This window comes from Paraburkholderia sp. NMBU_R16, from assembly GCF_013282575.1.
Lineage (GTDB): Bacteria > Pseudomonadota > Gammaproteobacteria > Burkholderiales > Burkholderiaceae > Trinickia.
In genome coordinates this window covers 41,520-60,287 of sequence record NZ_JAAAYE010000026.1, presented here as the reverse complement: position 1 = coordinate 60,287, position 18,768 = coordinate 41,520, and the positions used below count along the sequence as shown (strand labels likewise).

At 64.1% G+C, this 18,768-nt stretch carries 19 protein-coding genes; 5 read left to right on the top strand and 14 right to left on the bottom strand.

Translation table 11 applies throughout. The annotated features are described in order from the left end of the window. Nucleotides 1-23: 23 nt before the first annotated feature. Nucleotides 24-1,628, bottom strand: a complete 1,605-nt coding sequence (locus GWC77_RS15210) for an ATP-binding protein (RefSeq protein WP_173258148.1) — start codon at nt 1,626-1,628, stop codon at nt 24-26. 384 nt (nt 1,629-2,012) lie between these two features. Here GWC77_RS15210 and GWC77_RS15205 point away from each other — a divergent pair, with 384 nt between their 5' ends. Further along, nucleotides 2,013-2,495, top strand: coding sequence for a hypothetical protein (locus GWC77_RS15205; RefSeq protein ID WP_173258146.1), 483 nt, complete (start codon nt 2,013-2,015; stop codon nt 2,493-2,495). A gap of 28 nt (nt 2,496-2,523) precedes the next feature. Here GWC77_RS15205 and GWC77_RS15200 read toward each other — a convergent pair whose 3' ends face one another. Next, the gene (locus GWC77_RS15200; protein ID WP_173258144.1) at nt 2,524-3,411 is read right to left on the bottom strand and encodes an NAD(P)-dependent oxidoreductase; all 888 of its coding nucleotides are present in this window, start codon (nt 3,409-3,411) and stop codon (nt 2,524-2,526) included. 189 nt (nt 3,412-3,600) lie between these two features. On the opposite strand from GWC77_RS15200, the gene GWC77_RS15195 reads away from it, so the two are divergent. Continuing rightward, nucleotides 3,601-3,810, top strand: coding sequence for a dodecin (locus GWC77_RS15195; protein WP_173258142.1), 210 nt, complete (start codon nt 3,601-3,603; stop codon nt 3,808-3,810). A 76-nt stretch (nt 3,811-3,886) separates the two neighbouring features. On the opposite strand, the gene GWC77_RS15190 is transcribed toward GWC77_RS15195, so the two are convergent. The 4 genes from GWC77_RS15190 to GWC77_RS15175 form a co-directional block, all read right to left on the bottom strand. Further along, on the bottom strand, nt 3,887-4,975 hold the full coding sequence (locus tag GWC77_RS15190) for a BMP family ABC transporter substrate-binding protein (protein ID WP_173258140.1): 1,089 nt from the start codon (nt 4,973-4,975) through the stop codon (nt 3,887-3,889). A gap of 73 nt (nt 4,976-5,048) precedes the next feature. Continuing rightward, on the bottom strand, nt 5,049-5,978 hold the full coding sequence (locus tag GWC77_RS15185; protein ID WP_173258139.1) for an ABC transporter permease: 930 nt from the start codon (nt 5,976-5,978) through the stop codon (nt 5,049-5,051). A gap of 46 nt (nt 5,979-6,024) precedes the next feature. Then, on the bottom strand, nt 6,025-7,128 hold the full coding sequence (locus tag GWC77_RS15180) for an ABC transporter permease (protein ID WP_173258186.1): 1,104 nt from the start codon (nt 7,126-7,128) through the stop codon (nt 6,025-6,027). Between the two features lie 73 nt (nt 7,129-7,201). Next, the gene (locus GWC77_RS15175) at nt 7,202-8,797 is read right to left on the bottom strand and encodes an ABC transporter ATP-binding protein (RefSeq protein WP_173258137.1); all 1,596 of its coding nucleotides are present in this window, start codon (nt 8,795-8,797) and stop codon (nt 7,202-7,204) included. 200 nt (nt 8,798-8,997) lie between these two features. Here GWC77_RS15175 and GWC77_RS15170 point away from each other — a divergent pair, with 200 nt between their 5' ends. Continuing rightward, nucleotides 8,998-9,933 carry a LysR substrate-binding domain-containing protein gene (locus GWC77_RS15170; protein ID WP_173258135.1) on the top strand — a complete coding sequence of 312 codons (936 nt, stop codon included), beginning with the start codon at nt 8,998-9,000 and terminating at the stop codon, nt 9,931-9,933. Between the two features lie 34 nt (nt 9,934-9,967). Here GWC77_RS15170 and GWC77_RS15165 read toward each other — a convergent pair whose 3' ends face one another. After that, the gene (locus GWC77_RS15165) at nt 9,968-11,365 is read right to left on the bottom strand and encodes an 8-oxoguanine deaminase (protein WP_173258133.1); all 1,398 of its coding nucleotides are present in this window, start codon (nt 11,363-11,365) and stop codon (nt 9,968-9,970) included. Between the two features lie 230 nt (nt 11,366-11,595). Here GWC77_RS15165 and uraH point away from each other — a divergent pair, with 230 nt between their 5' ends. Together uraH and GWC77_RS15155 are read left to right on the top strand one after the other, a co-directional pair. Continuing rightward, nucleotides 11,596-11,952, top strand: a complete 357-nt coding sequence (gene uraH / locus GWC77_RS15160; RefSeq protein WP_173258132.1) for a hydroxyisourate hydrolase — start codon at nt 11,596-11,598, stop codon at nt 11,950-11,952. A 39-nt stretch (nt 11,953-11,991) separates the two neighbouring features. Next, nucleotides 11,992-13,185 carry a urate hydroxylase PuuD gene (locus GWC77_RS15155; protein ID WP_173258130.1) on the top strand — a complete coding sequence of 398 codons (1,194 nt, stop codon included), beginning with the start codon at nt 11,992-11,994 and terminating at the stop codon, nt 13,183-13,185. Between the two features lie 131 nt (nt 13,186-13,316). Here GWC77_RS15155 and GWC77_RS15150 read toward each other — a convergent pair whose 3' ends face one another. The 7 genes from GWC77_RS15150 to alc all read right to left on the bottom strand — a co-directional run bounded on the left by GWC77_RS15150 (nt 13,317) and on the right by alc (nt 18,755). Beyond that, nucleotides 13,317-13,610 carry a flagellar transcriptional regulator FlhD gene (locus GWC77_RS15150; protein ID WP_173258128.1) on the bottom strand — a complete coding sequence of 98 codons (294 nt, stop codon included), beginning with the start codon at nt 13,608-13,610 and terminating at the stop codon, nt 13,317-13,319. 137 nt (nt 13,611-13,747) lie between these two features. After that, on the bottom strand, nt 13,748-13,888 hold the full coding sequence (locus tag GWC77_RS15145; protein ID WP_173258126.1) for a hypothetical protein: 141 nt from the start codon (nt 13,886-13,888) through the stop codon (nt 13,748-13,750). A 252-nt stretch (nt 13,889-14,140) separates the two neighbouring features. After that, nucleotides 14,141-14,842, bottom strand: coding sequence for an OmpA family protein (locus tag GWC77_RS15140; protein ID WP_173258124.1), 702 nt, complete (start codon nt 14,840-14,842; stop codon nt 14,141-14,143). Nucleotides 14,843-14,909: 67 nt separating this feature from the next. After that, on the bottom strand, nt 14,910-15,674 hold the full coding sequence (locus GWC77_RS15135) for a flagellar motor protein (protein ID WP_173258122.1): 765 nt from the start codon (nt 15,672-15,674) through the stop codon (nt 14,910-14,912). Between the two features lie 91 nt (nt 15,675-15,765). Next, on the bottom strand, nt 15,766-17,010 hold the full coding sequence (locus GWC77_RS15130; protein ID WP_173258120.1) for a Crp/Fnr family transcriptional regulator: 1,245 nt from the start codon (nt 17,008-17,010) through the stop codon (nt 15,766-15,768). A 211-nt stretch (nt 17,011-17,221) separates the two neighbouring features. Further along, complete coding sequence (locus tag GWC77_RS15125; protein ID WP_173258118.1) at nt 17,222-17,734, bottom strand: ureidoglycolate lyase; 513 nt, start codon at nt 17,732-17,734, stop codon at nt 17,222-17,224. A gap of 7 nt (nt 17,735-17,741) precedes the next feature. Beyond that, nucleotides 17,742-18,755: an allantoicase gene (gene alc / locus GWC77_RS15120; protein ID WP_173258116.1), complete on the bottom strand. Its 1,014-nt coding sequence runs from the start codon at nt 18,753-18,755 to the stop codon at nt 17,742-17,744. Nucleotides 18,756-18,768: the final 13 nt, after the last annotated feature.

Genomic DNA, 18,768 nt, shown 5'->3' with positions numbered 1-18,768 from the left:
GGTTTGTCGTTTTCTTTGACAGATTATGATCGGACTGGTTGTTCGGGCAATGTCACAAAAAACGTGGACCCCACGCCTTCCTCCGATTCCACCCATGTGCGGCCGCCGTGCCGTTCGGTCACGCGCCGCACGAGCGCGAGCCCGATGCCGTCGCCCTTGGTTCGATCGCCATGCAGCCGCTGAAACGCACTGAACATCTTCGACATATAGGCCTTGGGAATACCAAGCCCGTTGTCACGCACATAATAAGTGCGCATGCGTGCCACGCGCTCGCCCGGCTCGGCGGGCGGCTGCTCGAGCGCACCGATTTCAATGCGGCCCGTTCGCGTCGGGTCCAAGTAATTGACGGCGTTACCGATGAGGTTGCCGAAAATCTGCTCGATCGCCGTCGGGTCGCCCCACACCGGGGGCAACTCACCGACCGAGATCACGATACCGCGCTCACTGATCTGCGCATGCAGCGATTCCACCACACGCGCCACGGCCCGCGCCACGCTGACCCGCTGCCACTGATACTCGAGGCGCCCCGCTCGCGAAATGCGCAACAGTGCGTCGATGATCGACGCCGAGCGCGAGACGGCGGTCCGCAAAAAGTGCAATGCCTCGCTCAAATTACCATCCAGCACGTGCGAGATGCGCGCCCGCTCGGGTCCGGGCAAACGCGCGTCGTCCAGCATCCCGCGCAATTCATCGCACGATACCTGCAGCTCCCGCGAAAAGCCCTGCAGATTGACGAGCGGCGAGCGCAAATCGTGCGAGACGCTATAGATGAACATATCGTTGTCCTGCTTTTGTTGGCGCAGGTTGTCGTTCACCTCGGTCAATTCCCGCGCGCGCGCCTCCAGCGTGCGCTGCAACGCGGCCTGTTCCTGGTCCGCGGCGGCCAGCCGGGCGCTCGTCCGATGGAGCACGACGTCGAGCTCCGCCAGTTCGTCGTTACCCGCGAGCGGCGCGCCGAGCGACTGCGCGCGGCCCAGCCGCTCGGCGTTGGCGGTCAACGTGGCCAGCCGGCGGCCAATATTGCCCGCGAAGCCCAGCGCCGCGACAGCCCAAATCAGCATCGAGCCGGCAATCGCGGCCACGAGCGCACGACGCTGCTCGTCGCGCGTGGCGGCAAGCTCGGCGCTACGCTGCCCATCCAGCCGCGATTCGGCATCGACGAACGCATCGAGTTCGTCGCGAAAAACCCGGATGGGCTCTGGCAGCGGCGAGTCTTCGACCGAAGCCAGCCGGATCCGCTGCCCGCTGCGAAGTGCGGCGTAGACTGCATCGGTCTGCGCGCGATAGGCATTGACCGCTTCGCGCATGCGCCGCACGCGCTCCACCTGAAGCGGATCGTCCGCGACGAACCGCTCGAGTTGCGCCAGCCGATCGCCCAGGTCGACCCAGACCATGCGACGATCGATGAAGGCGGGGTCGCCTGCGATGAGCCCTGCGCGCACGCGGGACGCCGCGCGCAAGAGCGGATCGGCGATCACCGACGCCTGATAGAGAACCTGCTTGCTGTGCGCTGCCCACTGCGCGGCCTGCGACGTCTGCTCCTGAGTCTTCGACAACATGCCGAGCAATGCCAGTTCGACGACGCTCGGCACCGCGATCAGCAGCAGCCCCTTGGTGAACAGTTTCATGTGTCCTTAGCGGCCCTCTCCTGTCTCTTCTTGCTCCGAACCGCGCGCCGTGGATCGATCGTGGCTGCGCCGCGGCACGACCCTTGCGGCCGAGAGGAACGTGAACCGACCCATTATCGTCGCTGCCGTTCGATATTTCAACGCGCCCGAAGAGGCGCGAGCGTACGCAAAATCGCCATTTTTTCTCGATTCGATGAGCACGCGCACGAAACACGGGCCTATTATTGGCATAGATGTCGGGCGAGTGTGTGGACGCAAGTCTCGCACGCTTGCCCGACTGCATACGGGGCACGATTTGCATGAAGCATGCGCCGATCGTGAAGACGCCGTATCCGTATGCTATAAAAGATCGACGTGCGGCGCGCGAGAGCCGGGAGTGGTCGCATGAGGACGCTGTGTTTCTTGCAATTCTTTTTCAGGCGAATGTTTATGTCCTTCCCGAGAAAGCGCCGGCGCGCGAGCGCCCCGAGCGAGGAGTCCTTTCTTGCCGTGTTGCGGCAGTTCAAACCTTTCTGTCAGCTCGACACGAAGATCGCACGCGCGCGCGCCCAGGACGAGCCCGTGCTCTATGCGCATGTGCTGCCCGGCCTCGACGTACTGCTTTGCAGCGTCCGCGGCGCGCAACCGCCCTATCCCGCAGTCGACGATTTGCGGCGCCGCTGCATCGAATCGATTGCAAACGCGCTCGAACAGCCGCTCGACGGTCTCGAGAACGGTGGCTACTGGTATGAAGCCAACGGCTTCGGCTTTCTCGTGTTCGCGAGCCGTGCCCGTGCTCGCATTCTTCCCGAGTTCGGCGCCGGCGTGACGGAGCGCGGTCCGCGCCGCCAGAACGCCGGGGACGCCACCCCGCGATCGCTGCGCTGACGGCGCCGACGCTCGCGGCGCTCGCGGCTTACGCCCGGCGTGGGTGGACCACGTCGATGAACGCCGCGAGATCGGCGTTCGCGAGCCCCATCGCGGCACCGAGTCGCACGATCTGCTGCACTTCGCTTACCACCGGCATCACGGCGCCGGCGTCGCGGGCGGCATCGGCTATGGTGTCGATATCTTTCTGAAAGGTTTTCAGCGAACCGAGCGGCGCGTGTCCCGCCTCGGTCATGCGCGGCACGAACGTGCGCAGCAGCACCGAATCGGCCCAGCCCCCCGCGAGCGCTTCCGGCAGCCGCGCCGCATCGATGCCGCAGCGCTCGGCCAACCCCACGGCTTCCGCGATCGCCGCGACGGTTGCGCAGACGATGGCCTGGTTGCAGAGCTTCGTCGTCTGTCCGGCGCCGACCTCGCCCATCCGCGTCATGCGTGCCGCATAGGCACCGATCACGGGCGTCAGGAAATCGATGTCGTCCGCCGCGCCTCCCGCCATGACGGCGAGTGTTCCCGCTTCGGCACCGGGCACGCCGCCTGAGACCGGTGCGTCGACCCAGGCCACGCCGAGCCGGGCCGCGCGCGCAGCGTAGTCGCGCGTGGCCGCCGGTGCGATGCTCGAATGGTCGACGATATGCCGGATCCGGCCCGCCCCAGCGTCGGCGCAGTCTTCGCCGAGTATGCCGCCGAGACCGAAGACGACTTCGCCGACAGCGTGCGTGTCCGATACGCACAGGAAGGCGGCATCCACGCGATCCGTCAATTCGCGCGGTGTCTCCACACGGTGCGCGCCGGCAGCCAGCAGCGCCTGCGCCTTCCCGGGCGTGCGATTCCAGACCCAGACCCGGTGACCCGCCTGCAACAGGCGGCGCACCATCGGGCCTCCCATGAGACCCGCACCGCAAAATCCGATATCCATCGTTCCCCCTTTTTCCTCCGTCGCCTTGGAACGAACCCTGCGCCTTCGGCCACGGTGGCCGCGTCTCGTCTCGCGCTTTCGCGTGGTGCCTGCACCATGTGTTCGCTTGCGCGCTGCCGCCGGATTCAGTCGCATGGCGCGCTTAAGCGCTGCCTATACTTTCTTTTCCCGCCAAGAACGGAGTCTCTCATGAACGACCACGTCTACAAGCAGATCGAGCTCACGGGCTCGTCGACGAAATCGAGCGACGATGCGATCCGTTGCGCCCTCGAACGCGCCACGAAGACCCTGCGTAACCTCGACTGGTTTCAGGTAACCGAGATCCGTGGGCACCTGTCGAATGGCGCCATTGCGCACTGGCAAGTCTCGCTCAAGGTCGGCATGCGTCTGGACGATTGACGCACGGTTTCTGCGCCGACTACCGGCGGGTCGCCGCGGGGCCGCGCCGCAACGGCACGGCCCTCGGTGAGCCGTCTTATTTCGGCAGCGCACCCTCGACGCCTTCGACGTACCAATTGAGCCGCTGCAGTTCGGTATCGGCAAGCGCCTTGCCCGCCGGGACTTTCACCGCCCCGGACTGATCCTTGATCGGCCCGGTGAAGACGTCCCATTTGCCGCCGGCAATTTCGCCGCGCTTGGCCTCGACTTTCTTTTGCGCCTCGGCCGGAATCGCCGCCGTGTTGAGGTCTTCGAGATTGACGGCCTTTTGCGGAATGCCCCACCACACAGGATCGTTCTTCCACTTGCCGTCGAGAACCTGCGCAATCGCGGCCGAGTAATAGACACCCCAGTGCCCCACCACGGAACCCAGATGCGCATCGGGTCCGAACTTCTTCATGTCGGAGTCCCAACCGAATGCATGAACTTTCCGAGCCTCCGCCGTTGCAAGCGTCGCGCTCGAATCCGTGTTTTGCAGCAGCACATCGGCCCCTTGACCGATCAGCGTTTCGGCCGCCTGCTTTTCCTTGCCCGGATCGAACCAGCTGTTGATCCAGATGACTTTCGTATGGATCTTCGGATTCACCGAGCGGGCACCGAGCGTGTAAGCATTGATGTTGCGGACCACTTCTGGAATCGGCACGGAGGCGACGAAGCCGAGCGTATTCGTTTTGGTCACATAGCCGGCAACCACGCCGGCCAGGTAGGCCCCCTGATACATCCGCACGTCATAGGTGCCGAAATTAGGCGCCTTTTTGTAACCGGTGGCGTGGAGAAAGACAGTATCGGGGAAATCTTTCGCGACTTTCAGCTCGAAGTCCTGATAGCCGAAGCTCGTGCCGATGATGATCTTGTTGCCTTTGTTCGCCAGGTCGCGAAAGACGCGTTCGGAATCGGCCGATTCAGGCACGTTCTCGACACGCGTCACTTTGATCTTGCTTCCGAACTTGGCTTCGGCTTCCTTCGAACCTTGATCGTGCGCATAGGTCCAGCCCGCGTCGCCCGGATTGCCGAGGTAGACGAACGCCACGCCGGGCGCATCCGCGGCCTGGGCAGTTGCACCGAATGCACAGACCAGCGCGAGCGCGAATGCACCGGCGAGCGTGGTCGATATTTTTCTTCTCATCGTCTTTCTCCGTTTGTATGGATTGAAGCGGTTTTCATGCGATCGGTTCGTGTGCCGGCGAAACGCGCGGCCTTCAGCCCGCGGCGAAGAACGGCTTGCCGAGCGACGCTGGCGCATTGAGCCTGATCGTGTTCGGATTGCGCGAGATCACGGCGAGCACGACGATCGTCGCCAGGTAGGGCAACATCGCGAGAAACTGTGTGGGCACCGGTACGCCCGCGCCTTGCGCGTAAAACTGAAGACCGGTCACGGCGCCGAAGAGCAGCGCGCCGACCAGTAGCCGCCAAGGCCGCCAGGTGGCGAACACCACGAGTGCAAGCGCGATCCAGCCGCGCCCCGATGTCAATTGCTCCTGCCAGAGCTGCAGATAGACGATCGAGTAATAGCCGCCCGCGAGTCCGGCCATGCCGCCGCCGAAAACCGTCGCGCCGTAGCGCACGCCAACGACCGAAAAGCCGACCGAATGGGCCACTTGCGGCGACTCCCCGACCGAGCGCAATACGAGCCCCGCACGCGTGCGGTAAAGGAACCACGCAATGACGCCGAACAGGGCGAATGCAAGGTAGCCGAGGGGCGTCAGTGAAAAGACCGCGGGCCCCAGCACCGGCACATGCGCGAGGCCGGGAATCGGCCACGCCGCGATCGTCGAGTGCGCCGCCGCCGAAGTGTAGGGTTTGCCGACGTAGGCCGACAGCCCGATACCGAAGATCGTCAGCGAGAGTCCCGTCGCCACTTGATTGGCGAGCATCGTCAGCGTGAGAAAGGCGAACAGCAGTGCCATGGCGGCGCCGGCACCGATCGCCGCGGCCACCCCGAGCCACGCGTTGCCCGTCGTCGTCGCCACGGCATAACCGCTCACCGCGCCCATCAGCATCATGCCTTCCACGCCGAGGTTGAGGACCCCCGACTTCTCGGTCACGAGCTCGCCGAGCCCCGCATACATCAACGGAATTGCGGCCACGACCGCGCTCGCGGCGAGATTACTGATTTGATCGATGTTCATCGTTGAATGGTTGATCGGTTGATGGGCTGACGGGTTGGCGCGGGGCTCAGGCTTGCCCGGCAAACGCGACGCGCCGCACGCGGTAGTTCACGAACAAATCGGCCCCGAGCAGACAAAAGAGCAACAGCCCCTGAAACACGCCGCTGAGCGCCTGCGGCAGTTGAAGTGAGGTCTGGACTGCCTCGCCGCCGAGATAAAGCAGCGCCATCAAGAGGCTTGCGAAAACGATGCCGACCGGATGAAGCCGCCCGACGAAGACGACGATGATGGCCGTGAACCCGTAGCCCGGCGACCAGCTCGCCTGCAATTGACCGATCGGTCCGGCGATTTCACCCATACCGGCCAGGCCGGCAAGCGCGCCGCTCACGAGCAGCGAGGTCCAGATCGTGCGACCCTCCGAAAACCCGGCATAGCGCGCCGCCAGCGGCGCAAGCCCGCCCACGTTCATGCGGAACCCCGCAAAGCTCTTGCGCATGAACAACCAGACGAGCGGCACCGCCGCGGCCGTAATGAAGATCGACGCATTCAGGCGCGTGCCGCGCATGAACTTCCAATGCCAATCCCCGCCGAAGGTCGGATAGAGCGCATCGCCCGAGAACATCTCCGAGATCGGAAAGTTCATGCCTTGCGGGTCGCGCCAGGGACCGCTGACCAGGAAGATCAGCAACTGGGTGGCGACGTAAGTCAGCATGAGGCTCGTGAGGATTTCGCTCGTGTTGAACCGGCTTTTGAGGAACGCCGGTATCGCCGCCCACGCCATGCCGCCCAGCACGCCTGCCGCCATCATGAGAGGCAGGATCCATGCGCCGCTCGCCTGATCGAAATGGATCGCCACGCCGCTTGCGGCGATGCCGCCCGCCAGCATTTGCCCTTCCGCGCCGATGTTCCAGACGTTGGCTCGGTAGCCGAGCGCGAGTCCCAGGCCGATCAGACAAAGCGGCGACGCTTTGAGCAAGAGTTCGGACCAGCCGTTGACGCTCGAGAGCGGATCGATGAAAAAGGCGCGCATGGCGACGGCCGGATCGCGGCCGACGAGTCCAAAGATGGCGAATCCGATAACGAGCGTCAGTGCCGCCGCGATGAGCGGCACCGCAAGCCGCATCGTATGGGAAGGCGCTGTGCGGGCTTCGAGTCGGTAAGGAAATGGCATGGTGGAACGGTCGTGGTCGGTATCGTTTGTCGTATCGGTTGCGAGCGCGATGCGCCGGCAACGGCTATTGGACTCAGCCATGCGCCGGTTGCGGCTCCGACGGCGTTGCGCCCCGATCGCCGAACAGGCCCGCCATCCAGCGGCCGATCTCTTCGGGATGCGTCTCGTCGGATTTGCGCGCGGGCGACAGCCGCCCGCCCGCCAACACGGCGATGCGATCGCAGATATCGAAGAGCTCGTCGAGTTCCTCCGATACGACGAGCACGGCGACGCCTCTCGCCGACAGATCGAGCAACTGTTGACGGATGAACGCCGACGCGCCGACGTCGACGCCCCAGGTCGGCTGCGCCACGACGAGCACCTTCGGCGCAAGCAGAATCTCGCGTCCGACGATGAACTTTTGCAGGTTGCCGCCCGAGAGCGATTGGGCGAGCGCATCGGGCCCGCCGCATCGGACGTCGAACATCTCGATGCACCGCTTGGCGAAGGCGCGCATCGTCCGGGCGCGAATCCAGCCTTGCCGCACCATGCGCGCTTCGCGATGGGCCGTCAGCAACGCGTTTTCCGCCAACGACATGGCGGGGACCGCGCCGCGCCCGAGCCGCTCTTCCGGGACGAACGCGAAACCGAGCCGCCGGCGCGCCGCCGGCGAAAGCCGCCCCGCGGGCTTGCCGCACAGCATCACAGCATCGGCAGCGACTTCGCCATCGCCCTCGCCGGACAGCGCCGCGAGCAGCTCGGCCTGCCCGTTGCCCGACACGCCCGCGATGCCGAAAATCTCGCCCTCGTGCACGTCGAGCGAGACGCCGGCGAGCGACGTGCCGAACGGATCGTTGCTCGCGACCGACAGGTTTCTGACCGAGAGCAGCACTGCTCCCGGCGTATGGGGCCGGCGCGTGTAGTCGGGCAGCGAGTGGCCGACCATCAACTGCGCGAGCGACGCATGTGTTTCGTCGCGCGGCCTGACGCGGCCGGTCACGCGGCCGCCGCGCATCACGGTCGCGGTATCGCACAGTGCCTGGATTTCGTCGAGTTTGTGGCTGATATAGAGAATGCTGCAGCCCTGAGCGGCAAGACGCCGCAGCGTTTCAAACAGCCTCTGGACGGCCTGCGGAGTCAGCACCGAGGTCGGCTCGTCCATGATCAGCAGGCGCGGATGCTGCAGCAGACAGCGGACGATTTCGACGCGTTGCCGCTCGCCGACTGCCAGGCTCGCCACATGCCGTGCGGGATCGATGTCGAGCCCGTACTCGCGCGATACGTCGCGAATCCGTTTCGCGAGCGCGGCGAGGTCGAACGGCTCGTCGAGCGCGAGCGCGATGTTTTCGGCCACGGTCAGCGTTTCGAACAGCGAGAAGTGCTGGAACACCATCCCGATGCCAAGTTTGCGCGCCGCCGCAGGGCTCGCGATCTCGACCGCCGCACCCTCCCAGCGGATTTCCCCGGCGTCGGGCCGCACCGCTCCGTAGATGATTTTCATCAGCGTGCTCTTGCCCGCGCCGTTTTCGCCGAGCACCGCATGGATCTCGCCCGGCGCGACGACGAGATCGACGCCGTCGTTGGCACGCACGCCCGGATACTGCTTGCTGATACCGTGAAGTGCGAGGCGCGGTGTGCGCGGCGCCGCGGCATCGTCGAATCCGTTCTCTGAAAAGGAAAGATCGTTCATAAGTTAATCGCCTGGCCGCCGCGGCCCGCGCGCATCGCCGTGGTCCGACGATACCCAAATCCCGGCGTACCGTCGAGCCGACAAAATCGAAGGCGGACCCGACGCATTCCTCGCTTGACGCGAATTTATGCACATATTAAAAGCCTGATATCCCCGCCCCCGATCGATCAGCCGCTCAATATACGGAAAACGGAGAGAACATGAGTCAGCAACGCGAGGCGATCGACACTTACCTGCTGCGCGTCCTGCATACCCTCTTGATGGAGCGCAGCGTGACGCGCGCCGCCGTCAAGCTCAATCAGTCCCAGCCCGCGATCAGCGCCGCGCTGCGCCGCTTGCGCGACATCACCGGCGATCCGCTGCTCGTGCGCGGCAAATCCGGTATGGTGCCCACCGAATACGGTCTGAAGCTGCTCGAGCCCGTGCAGAACGCGCTGCGCGAAATCGAGCGGATCCGCTTTCAGCAACATAATTTCGACCCGGCCACCTCCATTCGCTGCTACCGCATCGGCTGTCCCGACTACCTGAACGTGCTGTTCGTCCCGACCGTCGTCGAGCGCTTCCGGCAAGCCGCGCCGAACGCGCAACTCGAGTTCCATTCGCTCGGCCCCGCTTTCGATTACGAACTCGCGCTCGAGGAAGGCAAACTCGACGTCGTGGTCGGCAACTGGCCCGAGCCGCCCGAGCAATTGCATCTCTCGAATCTGTTCATCGACGAGATCGTCTGCGTCATGAGCAAGACCCATCCGTTTGCCAAGCGCGGCGCGCTGACACTCGATCAATACCTGAACGCCCCGCACCTCGCACCCTCGCCCTACTCGGTCGGACAGCGCGGCGCCATCGACGTGCATCTAGCGCGCGAACGGCTCAAACGCCACGTCGTCGTCACGCTGCCTTACTTCAATCTCGCGCCTTACGTGCTCGTGAAGTCCGATCTGATCTTCACGACCACGCGGCTCTTCGCCGATCACTACGCGAAGTTTCTGCCGCTCACCGTGCTGCCGGCGCCGCTCGACTTTCCGCCGATGCAGTACTACCAGCTCTGGCACGAACGCTCGCACTACTCCGACGAAGTGCGCTGGTTGCGCAGCGTAGTCGCCGATGCCACCCGCGCGCTCGTGGGCGAGGCGGCGTAGGCCTGGCGCCGCTTCGCACCGCGCACCGTGCGGTTCAACGCGCCGCTTGCGCAAGCTGGCGCGCGAGCGCGTTATGCCGCTCGATAAGCGGCGCCAGTTCGAGCGTTCCGAGCCGGCCTTCGCGCACGACCACCTTCCCGTCGATCACGCTCCAGGCAGCCTGAGACGGAGCGCAAAAAACCAGCGCGGCCACGGGGTCGTGCAGTCCGCCCGCGAAGCTCGGTTGGCGCAGATCGAACGCCACGAAATCCGCCGCCATGCCGGGGGCGAGTGCGCCAATATCGTCTCGCCCGAGCACCGCGGCCCCACCGAGCGTGGCGAGTTCCAGCGCCTCGCGTGCGCTCATCGCATCGGGGCCGAAGCCCACGCGCTGTAGCAGCATGGCCTGCCGGGCCTCGGCCACCATCTGTGCGCCGTCGTTCGAGGCCGAGCCATCGACGCCCAGTCCCACCGGCACGCCAGCGTCACGCATGGCCCGGATCGGGGCGATACCCGATGCAAGCCGCATGTTCGAGCACGGGCAATGGGCAACCCCCGTGCGTGTGTGCGCGAAGCGCCCGATACCTGCCTCGTCGAGTTGCACGCAGTGCGCATGCCAGACGTCCGGGCCAACCCAGCCGAGGTCCTCGGCATACTCTGCGGGCGTCATGCCGAAGCGTTCGCGTGTAAAAGCCACGTCGTCGACGTTTTCGGCCAGATGCGTATGCAGCGAAACGCCGTATGCCCGCGCAAGCGCCGCCGATTCGCGCATCAGATCGCGGCTCACCGAAAACGGCGAGCACGGGGCGACCGCGACGCGCAGCATCGCGTAACGGCGGGCGTCGTGATAGGTCTCGATGAGGCGCTGCGTGTCCGTCAGAATTGCGCGCTCGTCCTCGACGAGCGCATCGGGTGGCAAGCCCCCGTCCTTCTCGCCCACGCTCATGCTGCCCCGGCTCGCGTGAAATCGCATGCCGATGCGTGTGGCCGCCGCAATGCTGTCGTCGAGCCGGCTGCCGTTCGGGTACAAATAAAGATGATCGCTCGATGTCGTGCAGCCCGAGAGCACGAGCTCCGCCATTGCCGTCAGCGCCGAGACTTCGATCATCTCCGGTGTCAGATGCGCCCAGATGCGATAAAGGCTCCTGAGCCAACCGAACAGATCCGCGTTTTGCGCCGCGGGGACTGCTCGGGTCAAGCTCTGATACATGTGGTGGTGAGTGTTGACGAGACCGGGCATCACGAGGTGGCCGGCCAAATCGAGCACTTCGTCCGCGCCACCCGGCAATTCGCTCATCGGCCCGACGGCGGCGATCCGGTTGCCTTCGACGAAAAGCCCCGCATCGCGCAGCTCGCGGCGCGCCCCGTCCATCGTCACGAGCACGTCGGCATGCTTGACGAGCAGCGTTCGGGGCCGCGGCACAGGTACTCCCGCGCCTGACTGATCGGGCATGTACGCTCCCTGTGTAGACAGGCCCTAACGATCGAGGGCCAAAATAGCGGTGGCAATAGGTCCGCCTGCGATACCCACCTTCACGGCTACGATATAGTCCTCCTCGCCGGCGCGAGTCGGCTCCGCCCCCCCCCCGCGCGTCATGCGAGCGCCATTATCTTTCCTATCGGTCGCGCACGCAGCGTTTCGACTTTCTAGAATGCCGACATACGAACCCAGGACCGCATGCGATGGGAAAACTCACCACCCACGTGCTCGACACCGCGCACGGCCGGCCCGGCGCGGGCATCAGGATCGAACTGTTCGCGCTCGGCCGCGACGATAGCCGTGCGCTCGTCGCCACCGCTGTCACCAATGCGGATGGCCGCTGCGATGCGCCGCTCGTCGAGGGCAGCGCGTTCGCGCAAGGCGAGTACGAACTCGTCTTTCATGCGGGCGATTACTTCGCCGCGGCCGGCGTTGCCCTACCGCAACCACGCTTCGTCGATCGCGTCGTGCTGCGCTTCGGCGTGGCGGACGCGGCGGCCCATTATCACGTGCCGCTCCTCGTTTCGCCGTGGGCGTACAGCACCTATCGCGGCAGTTGACGCGCCGCGAAGATCGCAATCGAACGCTGGAGACACTTCATGGCAGGTTTCGTAACCGACTGGCTCAACCTCGCGATCCGCTGGTTTCATGTCGTTGCCGCGATCGCATGGATCGGCGAGTCGTTTTACTTCGTGGCACTCGACAACAGCCTTAAAAAACCGAAAGACGCACCCCTCGCCGCACGCGGCGTATCGGGCGAGCTCTGGCACGTGCATGGCGGCGGTTTCTACAACATGCAGAAATACATGGTCGCCCCCCCGGCGTTGCCCGACCATCTGCATTGGTCGAAGTGGCCGTCCTACACCACGTGGATGTCAGGCTTCGCGCTTTTTACCGTGCTCTATCTGTTTGCACCGGACACCTATCTGATCGATCGCAATGTGCTCGACATGGGGCCTGTCGTAGCGATCGCGTCGGCGCTCGGTTTTCTCGCCGCCGGCTGGATCGTCTACGATGCGCTCTGCCGTGTATTCGGCTCCAACGATCGGCTGCTCGGCCTATGCGTAGGCGCATATGTGCTCGCGGCGATCTGGCTCGCTTGCCACGTCTTCGCCGGCCGCGCCGCCTATCTCATCGTCGGCGCGATGCTGGCGACGATCATGTCGGCCAACGTCTTCTTCGTGATCATTCCAGGGCAACGCAAAATGGTCGACGCCATGCTGAAGCGGCAGACCCCCGACCCGATCTACGGCAAGCGCGGCAAACAGCGCTCGGTGCACAACACCTATTTCACGCTGCCCGTCGTTTTCGCGATGCTGTCGAACCACTACGCGATGACCTACGCCCATCCTTACAACTGGGCCGTGCTCGCACTGATCATGCTCGCGGGTGCATTGATCCGGCAGTTCTTCGTGATGCGTCATCGCGGCGAGGCACGCTGGTATCTGCCGGCCTCCGGCATCGCGCTCGTACTGGTCGCGCTCGTATGGACGATGCCACGATCGGTCGCGCCGCAAGCTCAGGCTGCTCAGGCGAGCGCGCTGCACGTCGCCGATATCGCCCCCATCTTGCAGGGCCGGTGCGTGGCCTGCCACTCGGCGCATCCGAGTCTGATGGGCAGCGCCCCAGCGGGCGTCGTGTTCGATACCCACGAGCAGATCGAGCAAAACGCGCAGCGTATCTACCAACAGGCAGTGCAGTTGAAGTCGATGCCGCTCGGCAATGTCACCCATATGACCGACGACGAGCGAGCGAAGCTCGCGGCGTGGTTCGAGGCCGGCGCGCAACAGTGAGCGTCCGAAAAAAAACCCGCCGGGAAGGGCGGGCAGGTAGAGTCCGTCGCGCGGTACCGCGGTTTCCGAGCGAGCGCTGAAGTGCTCGGCTCCCAGCCTCGACGACGGACCAGAGGATTTACACCGGCTCGTCAGGCAGCGAGCGCTTGCGCTGGCTCCTGAGCGACGGGCTGTGCCGCCGCGGGCGTACCGAGGGCGCCCAGCATGGCATCTCCGTTCAGGCGGAAGAAGCACACGAGTTGATCGCGCGACGCAAGCTTCAAGGTTTGCTCCGGCGAAAGACCCGACAGCACTTCCGCCAATGAAGCCGTCAAGCCCAGCTTCGCCATTCCTTCGTTACGGTCTTCGCGCAGCAACCGCTGCACGAGTGTCAGATACGACAAGTTGATTTCGCGGATCGATTCGTGGTTATTAAAGGCGTTCATAGCTTTCCTCTGCTTCTATCCGAGTTTGCTGCTCTATTGTTAGATCCCTGATTGCCTGGGTCTTCTCCGCCTTACGCGGGATGTTTTCAATCTCCTTCGCACGCCACGCAAACGTTTGCGTCATCGACCTGCGCGTGTCAGCCACCGCTGCGTTGGTCAGCTACCCCAAATGCGATCAGATTCGCAGCCACTTCGCGCAGCAGATGCTGCGTCAGTGCACCGGCGCCATCCTGCGTAAGGCGCTTGAGTTCGAGCAGGTCTTGCGCTATGCGGCTCATTTCAATCTCCTGCGGTGGAGCCTTCAAATCGGATCGGCTGCAAATAAAACCGGATTCCTGTGACCAAAGTATCGGCCAGACGAACGCCGAAGCAAATCAGCCGACGCTGAACCGCACGTAATACGTGGAGGTAGGCTTGTCAGCGCTTTCCTACGCGCGCGGGCCGCCAGAACTACGGCGCCTGACCAAAAGCGCGGGCACCGAATGGGGCCGGATCGACGGAAGCGGCAAAAACTACCGTGCGTGCCCGCCTCAGTATTGAACGAGAATCGTCACGCGCCGATTCGCCGCGCGGGCCGCCTCGTCGCCGCCGAGCACGAGGGGATCGTTGTCGGCCCGGCCGACGGCGGACAATCGATGCGGGGCGACGCCCTTGTCGACGAGAAAACGCACGACGGCCCCCGCGCGAGCCGATGACAGCTCCCAATTCGACGCGTACTTCGCGTTCGAAATCGGAATGCTGTCGCTGTGCCCCTCGACGAGCACGTTGCGGGTGGAATGATCGGCCAGCACCTGGGCAACCTCGGTCAGCACCGCGAAAGAATCGGGCAACAACCGCGCATCGCCCGAATTGAACAGAACCCGGGCGTTGATTGCGATTTCGAGCCCTTGCGGTGTATCGACCATGGCGATCTGACCGCTATCGCGGAAAGGCTCGAGCAATGCCATCAACGTCTTTTTTGCGCCCTCGCGCACGCCGTCGCGGGCATTCGCCGCACTGGCCGCAGCCGCCTGCTCGTGTTGTTTCACGATGCGCTGTTCGAACGCCTTGCTCTCGAGCTCACGGTACCGGGCAAGCTGCAGCACGTACAGCGCCAGGAAAAAAACCATCAACGTGGTGATGAGATCGGCATAGGAAATGAGCCAGCGCTCCGAGTGCTCGTCGCTATCCTCCTCGCGCTCGCGTCCGCCGATGTCGGACGCCAGGCGCTTGCCCCCCGCGAAAATATTCATGGCACGAAAACCTCGTCAAAGCGGTCCGGCTGCCCGACAACCGGGAAAAGCCGGCGCGGACGGCCGATCAGGCCAAAAGCTCGGCGGAGCGCTCGCGGACTTCGCCGGCAAGACGCGTTTCGATCGTCTGAGGCGACTCCTTGCGCGAGATCGCTAGCAAACCATCGAGGTAGAGCCGCCTGAAGCGCAGCTCGCTTTCGACTTGCGCCTTGATCTTGCCGTAAAGCGGCAGGAACACGATATTGGCGATCGCCAGTCCGTAAAGCGTCGCGGTAAAGGCCGCGGCAATGCCGGCCCCGAGCTGAGCGGGTTCGAGGATATGGCCGGTGACATGCACCAGCCCGAGCACGGCACCCAGAATGCCGAACGTCGGCGCATAACCGCCGGCCTGCTGCCAGATGCGTGCGGCGGCCATCCGATTACGCTCGTAGGCCGCGAGTTCGCGTTGCAACGCGTCTTCGAGCACCGCGGTCGAGACACCGTTCGCCAACAGCTCGAGGCCGCGCCGCGCGAACGGATTGATGCCGCTCGTATCGAGCGACTCGAAAGCCAGCATGCCGTTGAGCTTGGCCCGATCCCCCCATTCGAGCAGGACCGACAGGCTCTCGCGATCGACAGTCCGCGGTTTCATGAACGCGAGATGCAGTTGCTTGATGCCGTCGAAAAAGCGGGCCCAGGTATTCTGGATCATCACTGCGCTCAGCGTACCGCCGAGCACGATGACAAAGGCCTCGAGTTGAAAGAGCGTCGAAAAATGCCCGCCTTCCAGCCAAAAACCCGTCGCAATTGCGGCTGTGCCCAGCAGCGCGCCGAATATCGTCAGCAAGTCCATAGTGTGTTCCTTTGCGCGCCGCGCGGCTCGCTTCGCCGCTTCATGCGCGGCATGACCGTCGCGGCCGACTCGTCATGCCGGGGGGGGGCATTCAGGCTTCGCGTCTGACCGGCTCGGCCGGCGCACCCGCCGCCGCCATCCTGATCGCTCTGACGGATTCGATGAACCGCTGCTCGATATCGCTCACTTCGAGCGGATCAAGTTTGATCTCGCGGCGCATCACCCAGGAGACCTCTTTCTTGCGCGCTTCGGTCATGACCGATTGGAGCCGCTCGGCGACAGCCTCGTCCGTCATCGCGGCAAGCATCTTGGCCAGATCGTATGTGTCGGTCGCGCTGACCGCTTCGAACAGCGTGCGTTGATCGACATACTCGAGATCCTCGAGCGAGGCCACCTCGCCGCCCGGCCGAGCGTTGCGCTTCGTGAAATAGCTGATGCCCTTTTGCTCGACGTAGCTGAGCACGTTCGTCTTGCGAAACGCGAACAGGTCCTCCGCAATCTCCGAATGCGACAGCTTGTTCATGAGTACCTTGCGCTCGACGCCGATCAACGCTTCGAGATCCGAGAGCTCGATCAGTTCAAGCTCGCTGTTGATCGCGACATCGAGATCGTGGTCGGCAACCTGTTGTGCACGCTCGATAATCCGAGCCGGATCGAACCGCACGACCTGGCGAGCCGTCGCGCCATCGTTCGTCGAGTGGCGGCCGCTGTTGCTCAGATGCTCCGTCCGCCCCAACTCCATGGCAACGAGATTGAGCTTTTCCATGCGCCGGAGCATCGTCATCACGTGCGGGCGAGAATGCCCGGCGATCGCGCGGCATTTCGCGATGACGCTGGGCAAGGTCACCGCGACCTCGTCCGGCTGTGAACGTCGTCCCCAGCCATCCGAGGCTTCCATGCCTTCGCCACTCGCCATCAGGGCCAGTACATGGGCGTACGAGACCACGCCCGGCAGGAAATCGGCATGGGTGTAGGTAGCGAGCAGATCGTCTTTCTTTTTCCCGCGGCGAATGGTCGTTCTGAGCAAATGCTTCAGAAGCGGCGAAGCACGCTCGAGCTCGTCATCCACCATGCTCGCCGGCACGACGGTCAATTGGCAAAAACTCAACGCCTTGGCTGTCTGCGCGCGGGGCTCGCTCGGCAACAGCGCCGCTTCGCCGAAGAATTCGCCTTTGCCGACCGTCGCAAGAACGACCTTCTTTTCGTCGCAGTGTGTGGAAATCTCGACTCGGCCTTCCGTAATCACATAGATGACGGGCTCGCCCGCGAAACCTTCCGAATAGATGACTTCTCCCGGCGCGGCCGTGCGCGTCCAGGTCGATCGTTTTTGATTCACGACACACCCCGTTTGTATTCGCTCTTCGACGGTTGCGCTGCTTCTCGTCGGCAGCGCTTCGAGCTTCTAATCCGTTAGCTCTGATAACGACACGAATTTCGTCGCCTTTAGCGAGGAAAAGCCGAAACTTGGGCAGGGTATTCGATGATTGCGGCGGTGCAATACTGTGCTTGCCCGGCTCGCCATTTAGGGCAAGACCGGGCTCGAACGCTCATGACAGCGCCCGCCGCATGCCGTCCTGGGTGAGCCATACGGGTTCGGGCAGCATCTGTTCGTCGCAGTTGTGGCCTTCGCCGCCGCGGTCGATGACGATGAAATCGCTGAATCGATCGAGCGCAATCAGCGGATGGTGCCAGACGCCCTTGGCGTAGTTGATGCCCTGCCAGCCGCGCGACACGAAAGCGCGCATCGAGGCCGGCACGAGTTCGCCTTTCGGGGCCACAACGATCAGATAGGGTGCGTCCGTCAGCGGAACGAACGCCTGGCTGCCGAGCGGATGCCGCTCGAGCATCCGCACTTCGAACGGCAACGCACGCGGTTCGCCGCGAAACACATTGAGGAGCGGCCGCCCTCCACCTTCGGTGACATCGATATGGGCGAGATCGTGGTAGCGCATCGTCGTGCCGAGGTTGATCGGGATTTGGCGCGCACCTTCGAGCTCGATGACATCGCCGAACGGCGCGAACGCGGCGCGCGTGAGCGGTTCGATAAGAAGCTCTCTCATGCCGCGCTCACTCGATGCGGCCCCAGACGCGCAAGCGCGATACGCCGCCATCCGGGAAGATGTTGAAGCGCACGTGGGTCACGGGTCCGAGCGCGGCGAGACCGTTGTCGAAGACATGCTGGGCATCCATGCGCAGCTTTTGCTCGTCGAGCAGCACCGGCCAGAACATCGATTGCGTGACGATCGAGCGATCGGTCCCCCCGGAGACGCAAGCCGCTTGCAGCGAGCAGCGATCGGGGAAGTTGCCCTTGAAGTGCGCGGTGTCGACTTCGATTCGCTCGATAGTGCCCGCATGCGCAAGCGCGACGATGGCCCAATCGTTGCCCGGTTCGCGGCGCCGCCGCGTCTCCCAGCCATCGCCCATATCGATACCGCGGCCCGGCATCAATAGAGTCGAGGCCGCGCCGAAATGTTCGTTGTTCGCCGCGACGATATATGCGCCGTTTTCCATCGCGGCCAGATCGAGCGCCGCGCCTCGGCTCACATTGGCCCAATCGACCTGCGGCTGCCCGTACACGCGAAGGCGCGCGACGCCGCCGTCGGGATACAGATTCAGGCGCACGTGCGTGTATGGCTGCGTGTCGTTCGTCTCCAGGTAGTGATGGCTATTGCCCTGCAACGTCGTGGAAGGCACGATCTGCGCCCATTGCGTTGCATCGTCGGGCTGACCGCCGCCGGGCACGTACGCGGCCTCGATCGAGGCCGCCGGAGGAAAGTTGCCGGTGAAATGGCTCGTGTCGATGTCGACGCCCTTGACGATACCGGCCCGCGCCAGTTTCACGATGCACCAGTCGTACCCCGTCGTGCGCTTACGGCGCGTTTCCCACCCGTCCATCCATTTGCCGTGGTCGTCGTACTTTCCGGGAATGAATACGGCAGGCTCCGGGCTCAGCATGCGATCCTTGGGCGCGAAAAATTCGTCGCTTGCTACCAGTGCCTGCGCGCCCAGCCGTGGATCGGCCAGATTGACGTAGCGTCGCGTGAACTCGGGCGCGTTCGGGTCGAGAATCGGGTGGGCCATCGTCGTCGTCCTT

What these genes read in the sequence shown, in the direction of transcription:
- GWC77_RS15210 (WP_173258148.1), bottom strand. Translation starts at nt 1,628, where the DNA reads ATGAAACTGTTCACCAAGGGGCTGCTGCTGATCGCGGTGCCGAGCGTC.
- GWC77_RS15205 (WP_173258146.1), top strand. Translation starts at nt 2,013, where the DNA reads ATGAGGACGCTGTGTTTCTTGCAATTCTTTTTCAGGCGAATGTTTATG.
- GWC77_RS15200 (WP_173258144.1), bottom strand. Translation starts at nt 3,411, where the DNA reads ATGGATATCGGATTTTGCGGTGCGGGTCTCATGGGAGGCCCGATGGTG.
- GWC77_RS15195 (WP_173258142.1), top strand. Translation starts at nt 3,601, where the DNA reads ATGAACGACCACGTCTACAAGCAGATCGAGCTCACGGGCTCGTCGACG.
- GWC77_RS15190 (WP_173258140.1), bottom strand. Translation starts at nt 4,975, where the DNA reads ATGAGAAGAAAAATATCGACCACGCTCGCCGGTGCATTCGCGCTCGCG.
- GWC77_RS15185 (WP_173258139.1), bottom strand. Translation starts at nt 5,978, where the DNA reads ATGAACATCGATCAAATCAGTAATCTCGCCGCGAGCGCGGTCGTGGCC.
- GWC77_RS15180 (WP_173258186.1), bottom strand. Translation starts at nt 7,128, where the DNA reads ATGCCATTTCCTTACCGACTCGAAGCCCGCACAGCGCCTTCCCATACG.
- GWC77_RS15175 (WP_173258137.1), bottom strand. Translation starts at nt 8,797, where the DNA reads ATGAACGATCTTTCCTTTTCAGAGAACGGATTCGACGATGCCGCGGCG.
- GWC77_RS15170 (WP_173258135.1), top strand. Translation starts at nt 8,998, where the DNA reads ATGAGTCAGCAACGCGAGGCGATCGACACTTACCTGCTGCGCGTCCTG.
- GWC77_RS15165 (WP_173258133.1), bottom strand. Translation starts at nt 11,365, where the DNA reads ATGCCCGATCAGTCAGGCGCGGGAGTACCTGTGCCGCGGCCCCGAACG.
- uraH (WP_173258132.1), top strand. Translation starts at nt 11,596, where the DNA reads ATGGGAAAACTCACCACCCACGTGCTCGACACCGCGCACGGCCGGCCC.
- GWC77_RS15155 (WP_173258130.1), top strand. Translation starts at nt 11,992, where the DNA reads ATGGCAGGTTTCGTAACCGACTGGCTCAACCTCGCGATCCGCTGGTTT.
- GWC77_RS15150 (WP_173258128.1), bottom strand. Translation starts at nt 13,610, where the DNA reads ATGAACGCCTTTAATAACCACGAATCGATCCGCGAAATCAACTTGTCG.
- GWC77_RS15145 (WP_173258126.1), bottom strand. Translation starts at nt 13,888, where the DNA reads ATGAGCCGCATAGCGCAAGACCTGCTCGAACTCAAGCGCCTTACGCAG.
- GWC77_RS15140 (WP_173258124.1), bottom strand. Translation starts at nt 14,842, where the DNA reads ATGAATATTTTCGCGGGGGGCAAGCGCCTGGCGTCCGACATCGGCGGA.
- GWC77_RS15135 (WP_173258122.1), bottom strand. Translation starts at nt 15,674, where the DNA reads ATGGACTTGCTGACGATATTCGGCGCGCTGCTGGGCACAGCCGCAATT.
- GWC77_RS15125 (WP_173258118.1), bottom strand. Translation starts at nt 17,734, where the DNA reads ATGAGAGAGCTTCTTATCGAACCGCTCACGCGCGCCGCGTTCGCGCCG.
- alc (WP_173258116.1), bottom strand. Translation starts at nt 18,755, where the DNA reads ATGGCCCACCCGATTCTCGACCCGAACGCGCCCGAGTTCACGCGACGC.